12 protein-coding genes and 1 tRNA gene are annotated in these 20653 nt (G+C 37.0%); 6 read left to right on the top strand and 7 right to left on the bottom strand.

Annotated features, from left to right (window positions below):
• Positions 1-421 precede the first annotated feature (421 nt).
• A complete protein-coding gene (locus tag ABID39_RS05905) occupies positions 422-3580 on the bottom strand; it encodes an autotransporter family protein (protein ID WP_354186969.1) in 3159 nt (1052 codons plus the stop codon).
• A 669-nt stretch (positions 3581-4249) separates the two neighbouring features.
• Entirely contained in the window at positions 4250-9454 is a 5205-nt protein-coding gene (locus tag ABID39_RS05900) for an autotransporter outer membrane beta-barrel domain-containing protein (protein WP_354186967.1), read from the bottom strand.
• A gap of 212 nt (positions 9455-9666) precedes the next feature.
• On the opposite strand from ABID39_RS05900, the gene ABID39_RS05895 reads away from it, so the two are divergent.
• From ABID39_RS05895 to ABID39_RS05875, 5 genes are all read left to right on the top strand, one after another.
• A complete protein-coding gene (locus ABID39_RS05895; protein ID WP_354186965.1) occupies positions 9667-10602 on the top strand; it encodes a siderophore ABC transporter substrate-binding protein in 936 nt (311 codons plus the stop codon).
• A gap of 107 nt (positions 10603-10709) precedes the next feature.
• The gene (locus tag ABID39_RS05890; RefSeq protein ID WP_354186963.1) at positions 10710-11666 is read left to right on the top strand and encodes an ABC transporter permease; all 957 of its coding nucleotides are present in this window, start codon (positions 10710-10712) and stop codon (positions 11664-11666) included.
• Positions 11659-12609 carry an iron chelate uptake ABC transporter family permease subunit gene (locus ABID39_RS05885; RefSeq protein ID WP_354186961.1) on the top strand — a complete coding sequence of 317 codons (951 nt, stop codon included), beginning with the start codon at positions 11659-11661 and terminating at the stop codon, positions 12607-12609. Before ABID39_RS05890 ends, ABID39_RS05885 begins: the two co-directional genes overlap by 8 nt.
• Positions 12606-13364 (top strand): iron ABC transporter ATP-binding protein, encoded by a 759-nt coding sequence (locus ABID39_RS05880; protein ID WP_354186959.1) that lies wholly within the window; start codon positions 12606-12608, stop codon positions 13362-13364. The genes ABID39_RS05885 and ABID39_RS05880 overlap by 4 nt, the downstream gene beginning before the upstream one ends.
• A gap of 87 nt (positions 13365-13451) precedes the next feature.
• Positions 13452-13525: transfer RNA gene (locus ABID39_RS05875), tRNA-Gln, on the top strand.
• 557 nt (positions 13526-14082) lie between these two features.
• Here ABID39_RS05875 and ABID39_RS05870 read toward each other — a convergent pair.
• Both ABID39_RS05870 and parA read right to left on the bottom strand, forming a co-directional pair.
• Entirely contained in the window at positions 14083-14313 is a 231-nt protein-coding gene (locus ABID39_RS05870; RefSeq protein ID WP_354186983.1) for a hypothetical protein, read from the bottom strand.
• A complete protein-coding gene (gene parA, locus ABID39_RS05865; RefSeq protein WP_354186957.1) occupies positions 14313-14939 on the bottom strand; it encodes a ParA family partition ATPase in 627 nt (208 codons plus the stop codon). The genes ABID39_RS05870 and parA overlap by 1 nt, the downstream gene beginning before the upstream one ends.
• 850 nt (positions 14940-15789) lie before the next feature.
• Between parA and ABID39_RS05860 the strand changes: the two genes are divergently transcribed.
• A complete protein-coding gene (locus ABID39_RS05860; RefSeq protein ID WP_354186981.1) occupies positions 15790-16119 on the top strand; it encodes a protein tyrosine phosphatase family protein in 330 nt (109 codons plus the stop codon).
• Positions 16120-16521: 402 nt separating this feature from the next.
• On the opposite strand, the gene ABID39_RS05855 is transcribed toward ABID39_RS05860, so the two are convergent.
• From ABID39_RS05855 to ABID39_RS05845, 3 genes are all read right to left on the bottom strand, one after another.
• Entirely contained in the window at positions 16522-17544 is a 1023-nt protein-coding gene (locus ABID39_RS05855) for a bifunctional riboflavin kinase/FAD synthetase (RefSeq protein ID WP_354186955.1), read from the bottom strand.
• Complete coding sequence (locus ABID39_RS05850) at positions 17544-18389, bottom strand: TIGR01459 family HAD-type hydrolase (protein WP_354186953.1); 846 nt, start codon at positions 18387-18389, stop codon at positions 17544-17546. The genes ABID39_RS05855 and ABID39_RS05850 overlap by 1 nt, the downstream gene beginning before the upstream one ends.
• A gap of 962 nt (positions 18390-19351) precedes the next feature.
• Positions 19352-19495: a hypothetical protein gene (locus ABID39_RS05845; protein WP_354186951.1), complete on the bottom strand. Its 144-nt coding sequence runs from the start codon at positions 19493-19495 to the stop codon at positions 19352-19354.
• Positions 19496-20653: the final 1158 nt, after the last annotated feature.

Raw genomic sequence — 20653 nt, 5'->3', positions numbered from 1 at the left:
AACGCGTAATATTGCGACCGATCTTAAAAATAGTTCATAAAAGGATATATTTATTCTTTCTCAAATGTTTTTTCATTCACACACCAATTTCTTTTGTGATCTACAAGAAAACAGTTTTGTTTTCCTATATTCAAGAAATTTAACTGTATTCGTGGTTTTCATTCAAAATGAATTAACACTATAAATTTATTGATTATCCCTAAATTTATTCATTACCATAAAGCACAAAATTTAGAAATTATTTACGCACAAATCTGAGCCAACGTTTCAAGAAGAATGGGAAAGCTTCAACTAGAAAACACATTGAAGAAATGCAAGATAACTATATTTTCAAAAATATGAGCAAAATAAGCTAATAGAGAAAGAAAAAGCCACAAGCTATGCTTGTGACTTTTTAAAGTGTTCATCAAAACATAATAAATTAAAAATGATAACGCAATCCGCCAGAAACACCAGTTCCAGAAAAACCAGCCTTTGTAATTTTGCGCTGATAGACCAGATCACCGTAAAGAGCAAATTTTTGAGACAATTGAGCATTAAAGCCTAATCCAGCCTCGATGGTAGAACCAAAAGCACCCAACTGAAAAGCATCTTTAAAGTGTACAAATTGTTTTCCTCCAAAACTATGAGCAAAATGAAGCTTTCCATAAAGAGAAACAAGATGTGCTTCTTCAGTCATCGTAAGAGTTTTGGTTAAACGCCCACCAACACGGATCGCCCATTGATCAAGCTTTCCCATATCGATATCAAAATCATCAATATCATGTGCTTTATCAAAGTGTAGCTGTTGATAAATAAGCTGGGCCTGTGGATCAAAAACAAGACCTTGATTTCCTGCCATCAATGCCTCACCAACGGTTAACGAAGCATTCAAAGACTTACCCTTTAGTTTTGCTGTCTCGCCCCGAGCAAGCGTCGAAACATCACCATTAAACAAACCATAAGAGAGCAGACCATCAACATACAAGCCCGTATGATATTGCATACCACCATATGCTGTAACTGACCATTTATTAAACGCACTTTTTTGGCTCTGCTCAACATCCAAAGGTTGCAAAAGCAGTCTATCATAAGTCCCTATAATTCCTAAAGATGTGGTATTATAGGCATTCTCAATTGTTTTAAGCAAAAGACCCGCTTCAATGGCACTATAATCAAGCTCACCTCCATAACCATATTCAAGCGCAGAAAGATTTGAAGAATAACGATAACTCCCACCATAACCGCGCACAAAAAAGGCAGGTCTCTCATCACTTCTCACCCCTTCTTCAGAAGCAATTCGCAAAGCTTCTAACCGTTTATTTTGATTTCCAATATCCATCAACCCCATGTGAAATAAGGCATTTGGCAAAAGTAGATAAGTTGGAACTTGCGGAACAACAGCCTTAACACCCGGTTCAGGCTTAGGTTTTGGCTCTGGTGCAGGCGCAGGAGCTGGCTCTGGTGCTGGTGCAGGCGCAGGAGCTGGCTCTGGTGCTGGTGCAGGAGCTGGCTCTGGTGCAGGTGCAGGTGCAGGAGCTGGCTCTGGCCCTGGCACAGGACGGGGATCAACATACCTATTCTCGAGACGAAAATCCCAAAATCCCTCCTCACCTGCAACCAATCTTTGAGTAGAATTTGCTCCCCCTAAATCAGATTCTGGACCATAAGCATAGAGGATATACTGATAAGGTGAGTGGCCCAACGTAACATAACCACCGTCCAGCTGAAAAGAATTTTGATCTGCTTTACCAGAAACCTGAATAATTGAGATACCTTGGTTATTCCCACCACTCCCCGTATAACCTCCTTGACTTCCCGAAACACCACGCACATGAACCATCGTTTTCCCAGAAACATCCCCATGAATTAAAAGACGATCCGTATGTTGATCCTTAATATCACCTCCTTCATTCAGGAATGTATTCATATAAATGTGTGCACCATCCTGCGCTTTATAAACCGTACCCGTCCCGTTTCCAATCCTAAGTGTTTGATAAACGTAACTCTCGTCAGGTTTTGAATCTGTAAATTTAATAGTACTATCACCCATAAGAGTGACGTGTGAAACAGATGAACTATTTATAAAACCAAGTTCTTTCTGCTTTCTCTGTTGCAATTTTTGTAAAATCCATGTGGAACCAGCACCCAAATAAAGTTCGGCTTTAGAAGAATCATCAACATAAGTCTCTCCTTCCATAGTAGAAGCGTCTGCTAAAATGATCAAAGAAGCACCTTTCTCAGCTTTTAACAATGAACGCCCTGAAAGAGTGCTTTGCGATAAACTCACAGCACCATGAGTATCCCCTGTACTATAAACGGACACACCCTCAGAAACTGTAAACATCGTTTTAGCCAAATTAACAACTTCCAATCTAGGTGGAGTTTTCTCCTGCTCGGATAAAGGATCTTCTCTAAGCGCATGTTCTGTTAGTGCACTCTCTCCCCGAAAATATATACCATGCTTTCCATTACCCTTCACTGTAATGGAAGAGGATTTAATATTAACCTGAGTTACCTCAGCCTTATTTGATAATTCCTCAGACAGAGGAACTGAATTAGAAGTACTAACTGTATTTTCTAACAACACGCCATGAGTATCAGGAACATCAATAGTCCCGCTAAAATTAACAGATCCCCCTACATCCACACGGAGAACCGCGTAATTTTTGTCATTATCTCCTTTTCCAGTAAAAGTAACATCATCGAGAATTATTTCTCCCCCTAATGTTGAAGAAACCCCATGACTGTTTTTAATATCAATGCCTCCACCTTTCATGGTAATTTTAGCACCACCATAACTCCAAAGGCTTGCATCGCCATCGCTTGTTTCAATATTTACATTCTCTAAAACAACAACTGAATTCCCTGTTGCCTTAACTGCCTGACGACTTTCCTCAATATTCCCACCATATACCCCAATTAACCCATTATTAGCGTAAAGAGCTACCTCAACATTCTTAAGCGTAAACCCCGGCAAAATAATCTTTCCATTTTCTGATACAGATACACCACGTGTACGAGGATTATCAGAACTATCACCAAGAATAATTACCTTTTCTCCCTTAACCGCCGCATTCATCCCTTTCACTGTTATAGCCGTCCCAGAGGGATAATCAGAAACATTTTTACCCGTAATTTTATAATTTCCATTCCTAATTGTGTCTATTCCACAAGCATCGCATAGATAATATGACCCATCATACAATGAAACCTTTCCCTTATCCTCGCTATACTTAAAAACATATTTATCCCCCTTGCTATCACCCCCCATACCGCTAAGAGGACGATTAACATTACTCCCACTAAGCTTATTGTCTGACTTCTCATCCATTACCCCTTCTTCTCCCCCAAGACTCCTATAGTCTAATTTGCCCCCAAGACTGGAATTCCCACTAGGCACAGGAGTAACGGTAATCTTTAAAGGATAATTTGAATCACTTGAATTAGCCGTAATAACAGGAAGTGGAGTAACAGAGACATCAGTAGAAATACTTCTCTTCACTGTATGTGCACAAACCTCTACTCCATTTTGTAGCAATGAAAGGATAGCTGTTGTAAAGGTACATAAACACACATGATTTCTAAAAACTTTAATCATAGTTCCCTCGAAACTTTCTTTCCCCTCTCATTGAAAACGAAAGCACTCGCACAACATTCCGATGGCACCTCTACAAAAGAAGCTATAATCATCAGGATGCGTCTACTGCTCATTTGAATGGTGTGATGCATTATTCAAATAAATTTGGCGGAAGACCTACAACAACCACTTATAAGAGAACAACTAATTAACACACCTAATAAGTGTATAATGCATTCTGTATTTTGTGTAAAGTGAAAATAAAACTATAAAGAGTAATTGTTTAAAAATACAATCTATCATTGTGAGCTTCAAAAGAGTGACTAAAAATATGCATAAAAAGTCATCAAAATTAGAAAATGAATTTTTAAAATTCAGCTTTAGAAAAGCTCAAGCGCTATAATGAATAAATCAAATTATCACAAAGCAGGATATCGAGCTCTCTCACATCACAGAGCCCTAAAAATTAGCTACCGTATTGTATTATTATTAGCAAAATTTTTAAAAATGCGCTTGATCACAGATAAAAACAAATATTTTCACGCATAAAATGAGCAAAAAATAAAGATTATGACTTTTTTCATTCTTATCAAAAGGAGAATAATCTTTTGATATTAATATAAATTGTTAAAAAATAAAAAGGCAGCACGATGGCTGCCTTTCATATAGAGGTATGTATTACACCTTATATTAGAATTGATAGCGTACTCCACCAGAAAAACTTGCTCCAGAGAAACCTGCTTTATTGAGCTTATGTTGGTAAAGAACATCACCATGAAGAGAAAACTTCGGATCTATCTTGGCATTAAATCCTAATCCAGCCTCTAGAGAAGAACCAAAAGCCCCTAACTGGAATGCATCCTTGAAGTGCACTGTCTGTTTGCCTCCAAAACCATGAGCAAAATAAAGTTTACCATAGAAAGCAACAACATTTACTCCTTCAGATCCAGCAGATAACTTAGACAAACGCCCACCAACACGTGCTACCCATTGATCAAGTGTGCCCATCTCAATGTCAAAGTTATCAATATCACGAGCCTTACTAAACTGGAGATGCTGATAAACAACCTGAGCTTGTGGTTCAAGGACAACACCCTTATAACCTGTAGCAAATGACTGACCACTAGTTAATGAAACGCTTAAAGGATTGCCTTTCAATGTAGCTGTCTTGCCACGTGCAAGGGTAAGAACATCACCTTTAAACAGACCATAGGAGAAAAGACCATCCACATAGAAGCCCGCATCATGCTGTACGGTACCATAGGCTGATGCTGTCCATTTATCAAATGCACTCTTCTGGCTTTGTTCAACCTCTAAAGGTTGCAGAGAAAGCTTTCCATAAGATCCCATTACCCCAAAGGACACAGTATTCCCAACACTTTCAATGGCTTGCAGCAAAACACCCGCCTCTACACCATTATAGTCAATTTCACCTCCATAACCATATTCAAGTGCAGATAAATCTGAAGCATAACGGTAATTTCCACCATAGCCACGCAAATATAAAGCAGGACTTTCACGAGCTTCTAACGTTCCACCGGAAGAAATACGCACAGCTTCCAACTGCTTATTTTGATTGTTGATATCCATCAAACCAGCATGGAATATACTATTTGGCAAGAGAAGATAAGTGGGAACTTGAGGAACAACAGACCTTGCAACTTGTTTAGGAAGAGAAGATAAACCGACTCTACTTCCACGAGAATCATTAGACTTAACATACTGATTCTCTAAACGGAAATCCCAAAACTCTCCACCATCCTTCATAAACCTCTGATGAACACTCTTCTGTTTTGAAGTCGTTTCTGGACCGTAAGAACGGAGAGTATATTTGTAAGGTGAATTCTGCAATGCAATATAGCCACCTTTCAGTTGGAAAGAATCTTTTTCCGCCTTTCCATATACCTGAATCACTGGAACACTATGAGCAATATGAGCACCATTTTTAACCCCTCCTGCACTACCCGAAGTAGCCGCTACATGCACAGTAGTTTTTCCTTCAACATTACCATGAATTAACAACCGATCGGTTACTTGTTCACCACTCTGATCATTAGGATTCAAACGTGCATTGAGATAAATCACAGCCTCACCCTGTGCTTTATAAACCGTACCCTCCCCTTTTCCAATTTGGAGTGTCTGATATTTACCCTCAGTTTCCGAAGATAAAAACTTAATACCACTATTTACAAGACTTACAGAAGAAACACACGAATCTACACACTGTGAATCTTGAGCTTTCAAATCGCTATATTTACCCCTTTTGAGGATCCATTCTGATCCATTTTCCAAGTCTATTTTAGCGTAAGAATTGCTATCAATATGTGCACTACCTGAAATAATAGAGTTCTTAGCCAGCACCAATATATTAGAACTATTCTCAACTCTCAACAAGCTATCACCAGAAAGAATTGTTTTATTTTCTAAAGAAACGAGACCACCGGAATTATTAGCATAAATAGCTACACTCTTTGCAACTTCGAAAGTTGTCTTTTTCAAAGAAACTTCCCCCGTTACACCCACAGGTTTTTTCTTCTGTGCAAACTCAGCACTTCGATTTTGTCTTCCTGCCCTACCCGATTCTGCTCCATCAAAATGAATACCATAGGATTTTTCACCATCCACTTTAACAGTAGAAGATTCGACATTCGCGCGATTCATAGAAGAACGAACATTAGCAGATCTCTTTCTTCTATGAGAGACTGTATCAACGGCACTACCATCAGTTCCCTTAATCCTCAAAGCACTAGTACTGGTAACTACACTTCCATCAACAAAATCGATAGAACCACCACCACTTAGTAGAAAAGCGGAAGCCTCATCCTTCTTCGCAGCATCCAACTCCGCGGACTTATTGCCGTTAATAATTTTAACTTTACTGAGCTTAACACTTCCGCCCAGATCTGAATTAACAGCAACTCCACCTGTGAAGCTAATAGAACCAGAATTCATTATTATCTCACCGCCGTTACTAGACAAACCAGCAGCAGCAATTGGTCCTTCCACACTAATATCTGTGGAATTTAAATGAATACTCGATCCTGACTTTGCCAAAGCACCCACCTGATGAACACTAATCGTTCCATCAATGATTTTGACTTCTCCACCATTCCGAGTCTCAAGCCCAATCATAGAGGATTTAATAGCTGATTTCTTATTCAAAACAACCTTCCCCCCCTCTTCTGCAAGCACAGAACCCACAGGCTCTATTTCACTAAGAGACGTACCGGAATAAGGCTTACCACTAATATCAGCACTCTCTAAATCAACAGTGGTATTTTTAACATGCATAGCAGGTTTTTCATCTTTCGACGCCACTACAAGATTTTGTATTTTTTTCGGTTCACCACCACTACATACATAAGAGGTTTCCGCACTCCGCGCATCACTTTTCTTTATATCATTACAACTAACGGAAATATTTTCTTTACCAGAAGAACCATCAACACGCGCAACTGGAGAAGTGTCAGATCTCCCAGAAGAACCAGTCTTTCCAGAAGTATCTACTGAAGTAGCAGAAGAAGATGACACATCCTTAGATGTTCCAGATCCTCCAGAACTAGAAAGCAGAACTCGCCCTCTAGAACTGCTCGACGCGCCAGCCTGAGTAGGTGCAGGTTTAGCTGTAACAGGCGCAGAAGGTACACCATTTTCAACACCTTCAGAAATTTCAGATGAAACAGAAGCTGAAGAGGATGGATCAACAGACGAAACTTCAGAATTACCAGTTTCACTATCTTCTACATCAGTTTCACTATCTTCTACACCAGATTCACCATTTTCTACATCATCGGTGGAAGAAACAGAAAGAAGAGATCGCCCAGGAATAGAAACAGCATGAGAATTATCATTATACGCATAAACAAGAGGTGTATAATGTTCATCTTCTAAACGAAAATCCCAAACCTCCGTACTGCCCGGAAGCAATGTTTTATCAAAATATCCCATTTTTGGAGGGACTTCTGGACCATAAGCATGGAGGACATACTTATAAGGATCCCCCCCCAGCGTGACATAACCACCGGAAAGAACAAAAGAATCCTTTTTTGCTTTTCCATACACCTGAACTACTGGAATACTGTGATGTTTATGCGCATTTGATTCTATGTTTCCTGAATCGTCACTCACATGTATCGTAGTTTTTCCAGAAACATCACCATGAATCAATAATCTATCAGATATTTGAGAATTTGCTGCATTATTTAATCCCAAATTAACATTCAAGTAAACTTTTGAATCTCCAGCAGAACTATAAACTACACTCTTTCCATTTCCATTCCCTATACGAAGCGTTTGATAAACCTTCTGCGCATTATTACCATTTTGTGAATTGAACATAATAGAACTATCTGAAAGGTTTATAGATGAAACACATGAACCTGTAATATTACATGTAACCTGATGATTTCCTTTACTTTTTGTCAAATTCCACTTTGAATTGTTAGACAAATAAAGAGCAGATTTAGTATCCTTCTCAAGATGAATTTCCCCTGAAATTTCAGAATTATCAACAAAAATAGAAAGATTAGATTCAGCGTTCTGTTTAGTTCTCAACAATAGATCACCGGAAAGAACTGACTTCTCTTTTACAATGACAGCTCCCCACATACCATCACTATAAATAGCTGCAGAATCTGGAACTTTGAGAGTAGTTCCTTTCAAAAGAACCGTATATATTGTATCTTTCTTTTTAATATACCCGTTATTATCATCGCTTCCATCAAAATGTATACCATACGAGCTATTACCATTTATTGTAATATCTGAGGATTCAAAAACCGCTCTGCTCCGCCCTATCCTGTCCTTCAGGTCACTTGGCAACGAATTCGTCGAACCACTTCGCAACAAAGGTCGTATTCCACTAAAAATAGGTAGATGCTTTTTTTCAATTTCTTCTGCAACAGAAACAGGAACAACACTCTCATATTCGGCACTACCATCATTATTTATACTATCACGTATCCATAGAGCGACAGAAGCATCAGAATTGCTAGAATCACTAAATTTTCCTTTATGAAGAGAAACAAAACCTCCATTTAAATAAAAAAGAACACTATCTGCATTTTCAGATTTTTCTGCTTTTTTAATATTAATATCGACTTCCTCTAAGCTGACAAATCCCCCACTTTCTGATGCAACTCCTATCCCACCCTCTGGGAAAGTGAGCGAACCGGATTTCATTACAATTCCAGACTTACCAGCACTAAACAAACCCATTTTTTCTAGTTCTACATTATTCTGTTCGCTTAATTCTTTGTTTAAACTCACCTCAACATCTGTCTTATCCAAAGAAACAAATGATCCACCGTCAGACCTAACCCCCTCAACAAAAGCACTGATTCCCCCCTTCTTCATGGAAACTATCCCACCGTCTTCTGCTTCAATTCCATACAAAAAACCACGAATTTTTAACTCCTCCAGCTCAATATGCCCATTTAACTCTGCAAAAACAGCACTCGCAACCCCCATTGTGTTATATTGCAATTTCATGGGACCAATATTCTCCTCCTTCATGGATACATTTTTTGCTTTAACAGTCGTTCTTTTAAAAAATTTATTTTCCCCTTGAGTTTTTGTGGAAATTATATCTTCACCAACATCTCCTCCTTGACCGTTTATTTCTTTCCCCTCTACATGCAAAGCATTGTCACCAAACTTGTCAACGTTAATAATCCCCCACCCCATTTTGTGTTTTTCACCATCTTTACAAACAACAGGAGAAAATTCTATAGGATTTCCTCCATTATTACTTTTTTTTCGTTCAATTTTACATTCGTTACCATCCGCAGCTTCAGCACGACTATCTGTCACATAAAAATTTACGCCTTGAAAAAAGAAGAGAACGCTTGTTGTGAGTGCACACAAACGTGTACGATTTTTAAATACATTGATCATATGTCAAACTTTCTAAATATAACTTGCAAAGACACTAGAATTAAGTGAAAATAAGATAATCGCACGATTTGTAACATACATAAGTCAATTTTACAACATAGTGTTGCTTATTTAGATATCATATTGTGCATAAAAATGCCTAAGTTAAATTTTTAAGTGTAAAAACCAGTGTAAAACCACTTATAATTTCATAAAATAAAGGATAAAAAACGATGATAAAATATCTGAAATGGGCAACTTCTGTTCTAATTGTTGTAGTAAGCTTTGCAACATTTTCATGGGCAGATGCGGGTGTTAATGCAAATATAACCATTGATCATGTTTCGGGAACAACCTCTGTTCCAACCTCTCCCCAAAAGGTTGTTGTGTTTGATCTTGCATCGCTTGATAATATGAATCGTCTTGGTATTAAAGCAGTTTTTGGTATTCCTGAAGTAAAAAAACCAACCTATCTTCAGCAATTTAATGATGCAAAATATGAAAAAATTGGTACCATTTTTGAACCGGATTATGAAAAAATTGCTACCCTTCAACCTGATCTCATTATCATTTCTTCACGGACTCAATCCAAATATCAGGATTTATCCAAAATTGCTCCCACAATTGATCTTACTATAGGAAATGAAAATTCGCTTGAGGATATTAAACGGAATGTGTCTATCCTCGGGAAAATTTTTGGTAAAGAAAAGGAAGCTAAGCAAGAAATAGCAAAACTCGATGAGAAATTAGCAGAAGTTCGTGAAAACACTCAAGGAAAAGGGACAGGGCTTGTGCTTATGACATCTGGAGGAAAGATAAGTGCTTTAGGTCTAAAGTCACGTTTTGATATTATTCATTCCTCATTTGGAATTTCTCCTGCAACTGACAAATTAACCGTGCAAAAACATGGACAACTCATTTCCCCTGAATTTATTCTTGAAACAAATCCTGACTGGTTATTGGTAATTGATCGGGATGCAGCAATCGGACGAGAAGGTCAATCTGCAGCACAATTGCTCAACAATGAGCTTGTTCACCGCACAACAGCTGGAAAACAGAAACAAATTATCTATCTAGACTCTTGGAGCTGGTATCGTGTAAGTGGTGGTTTGACTGGACTTAACGAAGCAGCACAACAGATCAATGAAGCCTTTACAAAAAGCAAATAGAAGACTTAAAAGTACTTAATTGTCATAGTAAGTGAAATAATTATAGTAAATTTAAGAGCAGAAGTTACTTATAAAAGATTTCTGCTCTTTTTTGGAAATAATCTGACGTGAAAAGTTACTGGATAGCCATAATAGTTCTTACTCTACTGTCTATCCTGAGTATTTTTGTTGGTTATTCTGATGTAACACCTTCTGATCTCTTATCAGGCGATCCACATGCGTGGCTTATTTTCTGGCAAACACGACTTCCTCGCACGATTTCAGTATTTCTGGTAGGTGCAACGCTTGCACTCTCAGGTATGATTATGCAACTGCTTACACGCAATCGCTTTGTTGAGCCATCTACCACTGGAACTGTTGAATCTGCTTCTCTTGGCATACTTTTTGTTATGATTTTTTTCCCCCACATCCCTGTTTTAGGAAAAATGATTGTTTCTACAACTTTTGCCATGACGGGCGCACTACTTTTTATGTTTTTATCGCGCAAAATTCCTCTAAAATCTGCTCTTATCGTGCCACTTACAGGGATCATGCTAGGATACGTTATTGGCTCTTTAACCAACGCTATTGCGGATCATGAAATGTTGCTGCCCTCTCTTCAAGCTTATTTATTCGGCAGTTTTGCAATGATTCTCGAAGGAAAATATGAACTCCTATGGCTTTCTCTTCCGTTATGCATTCTTTCCTATTTTATCGCTGACCGCTTTACCGTAGCTGGTCTGGGGGAAGATTTAACCAACAATCTTGGACTTAATTATCGTACCGTTATGATCTTGGGTCTTTTTATTGTTGCATCAATCACCGCTGTTGTCATCTGTACAGTCGGTAAAATTCCTTTTGTTGGACTCATCATTCCAAATCTTGTTTCAAATTTCATGGGTGATAATATGCGCTATACTGCTCCTTGGGTAGCAATCAGTGGTGCAGGACTGGTTTTGATCTGTGATCTTTTAGGACGAATCATTCATCCTTCTCTTGAAATTCCCATCAGCACTTTGATGGGTGTTATTGGTAGTTTTGTTTTTATAATATTGCTTTTACGCTGGAGAAAGCGTCTTGGATAAAGAGAAAAAAGCAACGCTTATATTAACAACACTTATTGTAATGGCGTGCACTGTAATTGGTCTTTACATGACATGGAATATCAGCATCTATACATGGATATTCCGCCTCACAAAACTTGTTTCTCTTCTCCTTATTGCATACACTATCGCGGTTTCAACTGTTTTATTTCAAACAGTTGTCAATAATCGTCTTCTTACTCCTTCTATTATGGGGTTTGATCAGCTTTATATTTTAATCAAAACCCTTACAATGTATTTTTTCGGCTCTCTTTCTTTGCCCTTTTTAAAGGAAGAAGGACAATTAATTCTTGAAGCTCTGATTCTCGTTATCTTTTCAATAAGTCTTTTTCGTTGGCTCTTTTCAGGGAATCTAAAAGGGCTTCATTTAACTCTTTTGATTGGTGTTATTTTGGGAGGATTTTTTTTCAGCTTACGCATGTTTATGCAATTACAGTTGAACCCAGATCAAATGATGAATTTAACAGACATTATGTTTGCAAATTTTAATAAATTAAATACATCATTAATAAGTTTTGGCACGATTATTGTATTCGTTGTGAGTTTCATTTGTTGGCGTTTCCGCCACTTGCTTGATATTCTTGCTCTCGGGCGTGAAGCAGCACTCAATCTTGGAGTTGATTATCACAAAGCTATTACAACTATTCTTATTTTTATTTCTATTCTCGTATCCATTTCCACAGCGCTTGTCGGACCGGTAACCTTTTTTGGGTTGTTAGTTGCCAATCTTTCTTATGAACTTTCTCCTCAGACAAAACATCGTACTGTTGTGTCGATTGCAATATTATTGGCTATCATTTGTCTGGTTGGTGGACAATTTATTTTAGAACAAATTTTCCATATGGCAGGACGCTTAAGTTTTATCATTGAATTTTGTGGTGGTATTGTCTTCTTAACATTATTGATGAAGGGAAAACTAAAATGATTGAGATCAATCATCTTTCCAAAACTTATGGAGACAATTTGGTTATCGATAATTTATGCCTTCATCTACCCAAAGGAGGGATTATTTCTCTTATTGGGCCTAATGGCTCTGGAAAATCAACTCTTTTAATGCTGATAAGACGTCTTTTACCAAGCCATAAAGGATCAATTAACATTGATGGTTTTAATATTGATAAAATACCACACGATCTTTTGGCTCAAAAACTCTCACTTTTGCGTCAAGATAATCCTTTATCCATTCGTCTCACTGTGTACGATTTAGTCAGTTTTGGGCGCTATCCTTATTCCAAAGGAAGATATAATAAAGAAGATAAACAATTTATTGACAGTGCAATTCGTTATCTCGACTTACAAGACTTAAAGAACCACTTTTTAGATGAGCTTTCTGGTGGACAACGCCAACGTGCTTTTATCGCAATGATCATCTGCCAAAATACAGATTATCTTTTATTAGACGAGCCATTGAATAACCTTGACATGAAACATTCTGTGTCCATGATGAAACATTTACGTCGCACAGCTGACGAGCTTAAAAAAACCATTCTCATTGTTATGCATGATATTAATTTTGCCTCATCTTATTCAGATACGATCGTTGCACTTAAAAATGGTAAAGCAGCTTATTGTGGAACCCCAAAAGAAATTATGCAACCAGAAATTCTCAAAGAGATTTACGATATCGATATTCAAATTAAAATATTCAATGGCGTACCGATTGCTCTTTATTATCAATGAATTTTTCTTATAATTTATCATCTAAAGACTCTTCTTTTATACTTGTGTGCGTTACAAAATCTGCTAGAAAGGACAAAGTCTACATATTGGGGAATAGTTTAATGGTAGAACAGCGGACTCTGACTCCGTCAATCTTGGTTCGAATCCAGGTTCCCCAGCCAATATTGGTGTAATGCTGGTAAATTTTAGTACAATAGCATCTGCTTCCTATGCAATACCAGCCAATCTCAATACTATCTAACTGATCTCGAAACACTGCCAGACAATACTGAAATAATGCGAGTCAATCTCAGTGTAATAAGTGCAATAAAAATATCCTGCTTACAAAAAACGGTAGACAGATTGATCTGAACGGTATTTCCGCAATGACAGAAACTAACGACTTACAGCTCTTAGTTTTTTTCTGATACTATTTTAAGTGATCCCAAAGATCTAAGGCATCAAAATGATCTACAAAAAGATCATAGCAATAAGGTCATATAACCAATATAAATCCTTTCGTTAAAGGTGTGATATTGCAATTCACATTGGATCCTCTGCTGAAAATTCTGAAAAGCCTGATGATAATTGAAAACAATTATATTTCTCCAAAATAGACAAATAAAGTAAGACAATATCCATTAAATGCATTACACCCCCTGCCGCCATTATATGCCTTGCATCTACTGTTTTAAAAGATAAATTATGTCAGTAAAAACGTATTATCGTATATCATTTTTTACATTTTTCCGTATTTCTTTAAAAGCAATTCACGTACCTCATCTGCTATTTTTGTACCACGACTGGCGCAGCTCATCTTAATCAAGCGATGCAAACTTTCTGGCACATCAATTGTAAGACGCTTCATGCCTCCATCCATACTTCCTTTATGATTTTCAACCCATGCATCAGCCGTTAAGGGAATCGATTTATTGGTTGGCTTCGTACCAATCTTAATTTTTTTATTCATCATACGAACTCCTTGATTTCTGCTACAACAGCCTCAATTTCTGCTGCCGCAGGTCCCTGTTTATCAACTTCATAGACAGCCTTTCCCTGCGCCACAGTTTCCGCAAAAATCACACGCTGAGCAACGCTAGCGGAAAAAACAGGCACTGGATACACTCCCAGAGCTTCACCGACATCACGCCCTATCGCTGTATTGACTATTCTGCGATTAATCACAAAAGCAGATTTTAGATTGTCCTTATAGACACGCGCTTCATCAATAAGCTTTACAATTCCATCAGCAGCCCAAATATCATACGGACTGGGTTGTACAGGAATGAGGACCAAATCCGAAGCCATAAGAGCACTACGCGCAAGATCAGTCACACGTGGAGGACCATCAATAATGATATGATCATAATTATGAGCAATCTGTGTAATCTCTTTGTGAACCGTTGCACGCGGCAAACCGACAACTGGAAACAAAGGATCTCCTTCACGGGCGGCAGCCCAATCCAATGAGCTTCCTTGCGGATCAACATCAATAAGCAACACGCGTGCTCCAGCCCGTGCGAGACTAGCTGCGAGATTCACGCTCAACGTGGTTTTTCCTACTCCACCTTTTTGATTCAAAAGTCCAATGATCATACATTACGCCTTTCCGCTTTATCGTTTTTACGATTATACAGAAAATTACAAAGTAAACAAGCATCTGATACACGCAAAACAATCACCTCTCCCATTTCACGATAAAAATGATAGCGATATAGCCTTATTAAATATTTGAAGAACTCTCATCCTTCCCCACAAACGGACAAAAGAAAAAAAAGAGAAAAATCCACATTTTCTAAGGCGACGAATACTATCGACAAGTTATAAGATTAAATCCATAATTGTGCATCAAAACATCTTTACTGAAAAATATTTCAGTATACGATTCACCATAAAAACTTGGAATAATCTTTGAGAATTGAATAATCTCTTTTGTTTGTATACCTTTATCTACAAAATCATCCTTGATAAGAATCCCTCGCAAAAACCCGTGCATTTCCCCATAACAGATGATCCCATCATCTTGATAACAAGGACCATCACGCTACGATCTCCCCTCTTACCTTTGCTCTTATATGAAAATTTTATCAAGAGCTGTATTGGATATCGAGGTTATTCACATACTTTTCCCTCTTGCCACAGAGAAATAAATGATTTTTTTGATTAAGTTTACTAAGAGAATAAAGGAAAAGAATACGCTTTCATTCACTGCACTACCTATATGAGATTAAAATAGATTCAGAGAATAAACTATCAAAAGATACATAATGAAAATGCGGATATAAAATATCTTATATAATACATTCATTTTTTCCAATCGGATCTATTTTTCTCGACATAGAAAACATTTTTTTAAGATATCATCTGAAAAACTTTATCCTTATAATGCCCTTTTAACATACTAGAAAACCTCATGAAAATGATGATATTGGAGATAATGAAAAAGATGCACTTACAACAAATTGATCCTGATATTTTTATCAGCGCACAGATTAGCATTGAGCATATAAAAATATTAGCACAAGCGGGTTTTAAAACAATTGTCTGTAACCGACCTGATCAAGAAGATCCTCATCAACCTGATTTTTCCACCATTAAAACTGGTGCACAGGAATATGGTATAGAAGCATATTATATTCCTATCGCGCCACCGACCATAAAACAATCAGATATTGAAAGCATGAAAACAGTGCTAAAAACAGCATCTAGACCTCTTCTTGCCTATTGCCACCACGGAACACGCTCACAGCATCTTTATCGGTTAGCTTGCCTTTAAACTCTTGCCTTAACAGTTTCCAAAGCAAGCGATAAACCTTTGAACTAAACACCACTCATTTTAAAAAATTCTGTAATCAAATATTGAAACCATGCAAGCAATTTTAAAAACGGTATCTTATCCCCTTCCTACCTATCGCATATCATAAAATATGCTCACCACATTTTGACTGATCAACCATCTTTAAGCACTTATTTTAATAAATTATAAAGAAATAAGCAGTAAGTCTTCTGAAGAGTCATAAAATGATCAAATTTCATAAATTTATGAAGAAGATAATGCTTAAATCAGAACACCGGACATTAGAAGCCCTTTCTCAACAAAGAAAAACGCATATACTTTATAATATTTTAGAGTATATTTTTGTGATCGTCATCAGTTTAAGTGCTATTTGTGCCACTCTTATATCCTTTTCAGATCAACTGAAGACATATTTTTAAAAGTAAGTAGCCTGTCTAGCTGTGATAAAGGCTGTACTGTCGCCAAAATTTCTTTTGCTGCTTTTTCATCACATCGCATTTGAGCGATCAATGGCTCAAGACCATCGAATTTTTCTTGCCCTCGCAAAAACTGAAAAAAAGAAACCGTGCAACTTTCTCCGTAAAGATCATCGTTAAAATTGAACAAATAAGTTTCTAAAAGCGGAGCACCATCTTTAACAACTGTCGGACGACACCCAAAACTTGCAACCCCATCATGTAAAACACCGTTAGCACGACGTAATCGTACCGCATATACACCATGCGCCAAACTGACCTGAGGAGGTAAAATCTGGTTAGCAGTAGGAAACCCTAAAAGACGTCCGAGTTTTTCACCCTCGACAACATTTGAGCGCACCCGATAATGATAACCTAACAAATGAGCTGCAATTTCCACCTGACCTTGTGAAAGAAGTTTACGAATAGAACTAGAAGAAATGATCGGTTCCTGTAGATCCTTTGTGCTCCCCACACAAGGAACTTGCACAACTTCAAATCCATATTCTTCTCCTTTTTTATAAAGAAGATATGGATTTCCACTTTTTTGATGACCAAATCGAAAATTTTCACCCGTTACCACAATTGAGACATCGAAAGTTTGTTTTAAAATTACATTGATAAATTCATCCGCCGAAAGAGCGGCAAAATTTGCATCAAAGGGCTGCTCGATCACACCATGAAACCCAAGAATTTTAAAAATTTCAGCTTTTTCAACAGCCTCGGTCAAGCGATCGACAGGAACTGATCGTTGAAAAAAACTTCTTGGATGTGGTTCAAAGGTTAAAACAACGGCTGGCTTGTTTCTTATGCGCGCTAAATCAAGAGCTTTTTGAAGAACAACTTGATGTCCACAATGAACACCATCAAAATTTCCAAGTGCCAACACTGCTCCCCGTAAGGAAACAGGAAGCATATGATACCCCCGAAGACGCAAAAAATCAGCCATTACTGAAGTGCCCACATAACTGCCTGTGGCTTATAGCCATGACGTTTAATAAAAGAATGCAATGCTTGCTTATCCACAACACCGTTTTGCATATAGTTATAGCGATGAATCCCCCCCATGATATAAAGTACATCAAGACCAAAATGAACAGCCCCTTTAACATCGGTCAAAAGACCGTCACCAATCGCCAAAACTTGGCTATTTTCCACGGTGCCACGAATTTTTTTAAGTGTTTCAAAAGCACACTCATAAATAGGTGCATGGGGTTTACCAGCAATACGCACCTCCCCCCCTAATTGTTGGTAAAGGCGCGCTAGTGCACCAGCGCACCAAAATTCCTGATTTCCATGATGTACAATCACATCAGGATTGGCACAAATAAAAGGCAAATTCCGTGCACGTAGACGGCGAAACATGTCTTCATAAGCAGATGGCTTTTCATCAAGCTCTTCAAGAAAACCACTACAAACCACTACAGATGCTTCACATTCCTCAACAAGTTCACAATCTAATCCTTCAAACAGATTCAAATCACGTTGCTGACCAATGAAAAAAACTTTACGCGGAGCAACACGAATAAGGTCGCGCGTCACATCCCCCGAAGTAATAAGAGCATCATAATAATCGCTATGAACATTCATATTTTGTAACTGGATAATAACATCTTCTCGTGGTCGAGGTGAATTGGTTAAGAGAATAACACTTTTCCCCATCTGCCGAATTTTGTACAACACTTGCAATGCCGGTTCAAAAGCATGTACGCCGTTATGCACAACACCCCAAACATCGCAAAAAATAGCATCATAACGCGCTATAATAGTATCAATATGGGTAAGCTCATTCATGTCGCACCTAGTTTGTATCTTTACCATTTATCAAACTGCCTTTTACTTTAAAACTACTTATCGGAAGATAATTCTTCTGTCATCTGCTTTCTCAACACTTATTTTTTGCTCTCTTCATCGCTTAACAACGTATAGAGAAATTTGAGAAATGGTAAAATAAAAGAAGTGATTGTAAACGGTAAAAATTCTGAAATGCGTTATATGAGGAACTGATAATTCCACAATAACAAAAACTGCAATTCCCACAATTTATATAACCTTATATAATTATATAACCTTATATAACCAACGCAAGACATGTAAAATTGCATGCGAGCAAACTTCCATAAAATAATATACTTCCATTTATATTTAAGAAAATGAGAAATCAAATATAGTCTTACTGGAGATTAAAAAACTGTCAAAATGCAAGCCTAACTCAAAATGCAAGCCTAACATAGGGTAAAATTAAGAGGAATATTTGCAGTAAACAAGTAGCCTCTATATTCTTTTAAGTTATACAAACTATTTAATAAGTTATACAACTGTTTCACAGCATTATTTGCACAAATAACGAACAAAGTTATTACAAATTTCATATGGATTTTATCTACTCTATCTACTCTAGTAATTTTAATTTACAACTATAATTGTTTAGAAGATTTTGAAATATAATATATTTCATATAGTTATCGCGTAATAAAAACATATATTTTTTTATACCCCCCATATATAGAGAAGATGCGAATATTTATCCGCTGCCATTAATATATATATCATTAAAATATAATTATGAAGAATGATAATGAAAACAATTCAAACGTGAACAACAGTTAAAGTCCATCATAGCTTAATATTCCATGTCAACAAATATAGCAGTTCAATAAAATAACATGCATTTATAGCAGTTATGAGCGAATATATGATTTGAAACCAGTGTTATTATCAATTTAAATGCTCTATTTATTGGCACAATGACAAAGTCAATTTGACTCTTTGCGTAATGTAATTAAGCAAGATAATGTACTTTCTAAATCAACAATTACAAATGGATCTCGACCAACCACAGCTTCTCTTGATCTAAAAGAGTTTTTAAGATCCACCAAATCATAGGAAGATTCTCTCATTTCAAATCTTCTTTATGATAAAATAATCAACCCCTTTTCCTTACACGCCACAAATCACGGCTATGTGAAGATAAAAATTGCTTAAGATAAGAACTAAAAGCGCATTTTATAAATCACCTCGATGCAAAAGCTATCGGCAATATTGGAAATGAGGAAATATATGAGAAGGTAGCCATTATACTGTAAGCGGCAAGCAAAACGATAGCATCAGCCTATGAAAAAAGCATAAATGTAAAGATAGTGTCATAATAAATTTTGCTTTATACCTTTCACAGTATCGTTGTTGTTGCGAAAAAGTATTTTTGAACGATAGAAAGGTTTCTTTAAAAAGCTGCGTGAATAAGCAACTAAATACATGCCAATAAAAAACGTTATGGCGTTTTTTATTTCGTAGAAGGTATTCCTATTAAAGAATACGATAAACAAACGCATGAGCGAATGCGTAATCTTTATATTTAAGAGACATGCTTTTGTATGCTTTTAAAATGGGTTACATAGACAGTCAATAAATGAAACAAACCGAAGAGATAGATTGGCTATGTCAGAGTGAAAATCTTCGTCCTTTAGGAAGAGGAAAAAAGCAATCCCCAAAATACAGATTAACATAAAAATGGTTGAGAATAACATCTCACCTCAATGTGCAACGTACAAGCCGACTCACAATTCTTCTTTGAGGTTATAACGACCTAGAACATCCACTTGAGTATATCCATGAAAGTGTTAAAAATACACTTCCTGCATTCCCATTACGAGAGCAAGGACGACAAAGGCATAAATGCCTACAATGAATATTGAATAAAGCATAGCAGCTTTTATGATATCAGTCATTAGAACTTCCTTCTATTCTTTGTAAGATCAATTTTGCAGATAACATGATGTTACAGTCTGTAATATATGCTGATATAATATGCTAAGCAAACTGATTTTTTCTCATAAAAACTTTAGACACCTTAACGCGAATGATGAAAGAATAGAACTTTATTGTATTTGCTTTGTTTTTTTATGTATCAGATGTTGGGTGTAAAAAACTCTTTGTTATACAAATGTTCTGATTGATTTTATAGCGTCACAAAATCAACCAAAGCTGTTCTATAAAAACACAAAACCTAACCATTAAAGAAAAAGCATAAAGGATAACTTCATCTTGAAGATTGGAAC

It is taken from the genome of Bartonella japonica, assembly GCF_040545385.1.
Taxonomy (GTDB): Bacteria; Pseudomonadota; Alphaproteobacteria; order Rhizobiales; family Rhizobiaceae; genus Bartonella; species Bartonella japonica.
Note: the sequence above shows the minus strand (reverse complement) of the source record. Positions and strands in the feature narration are given on the sequence as shown.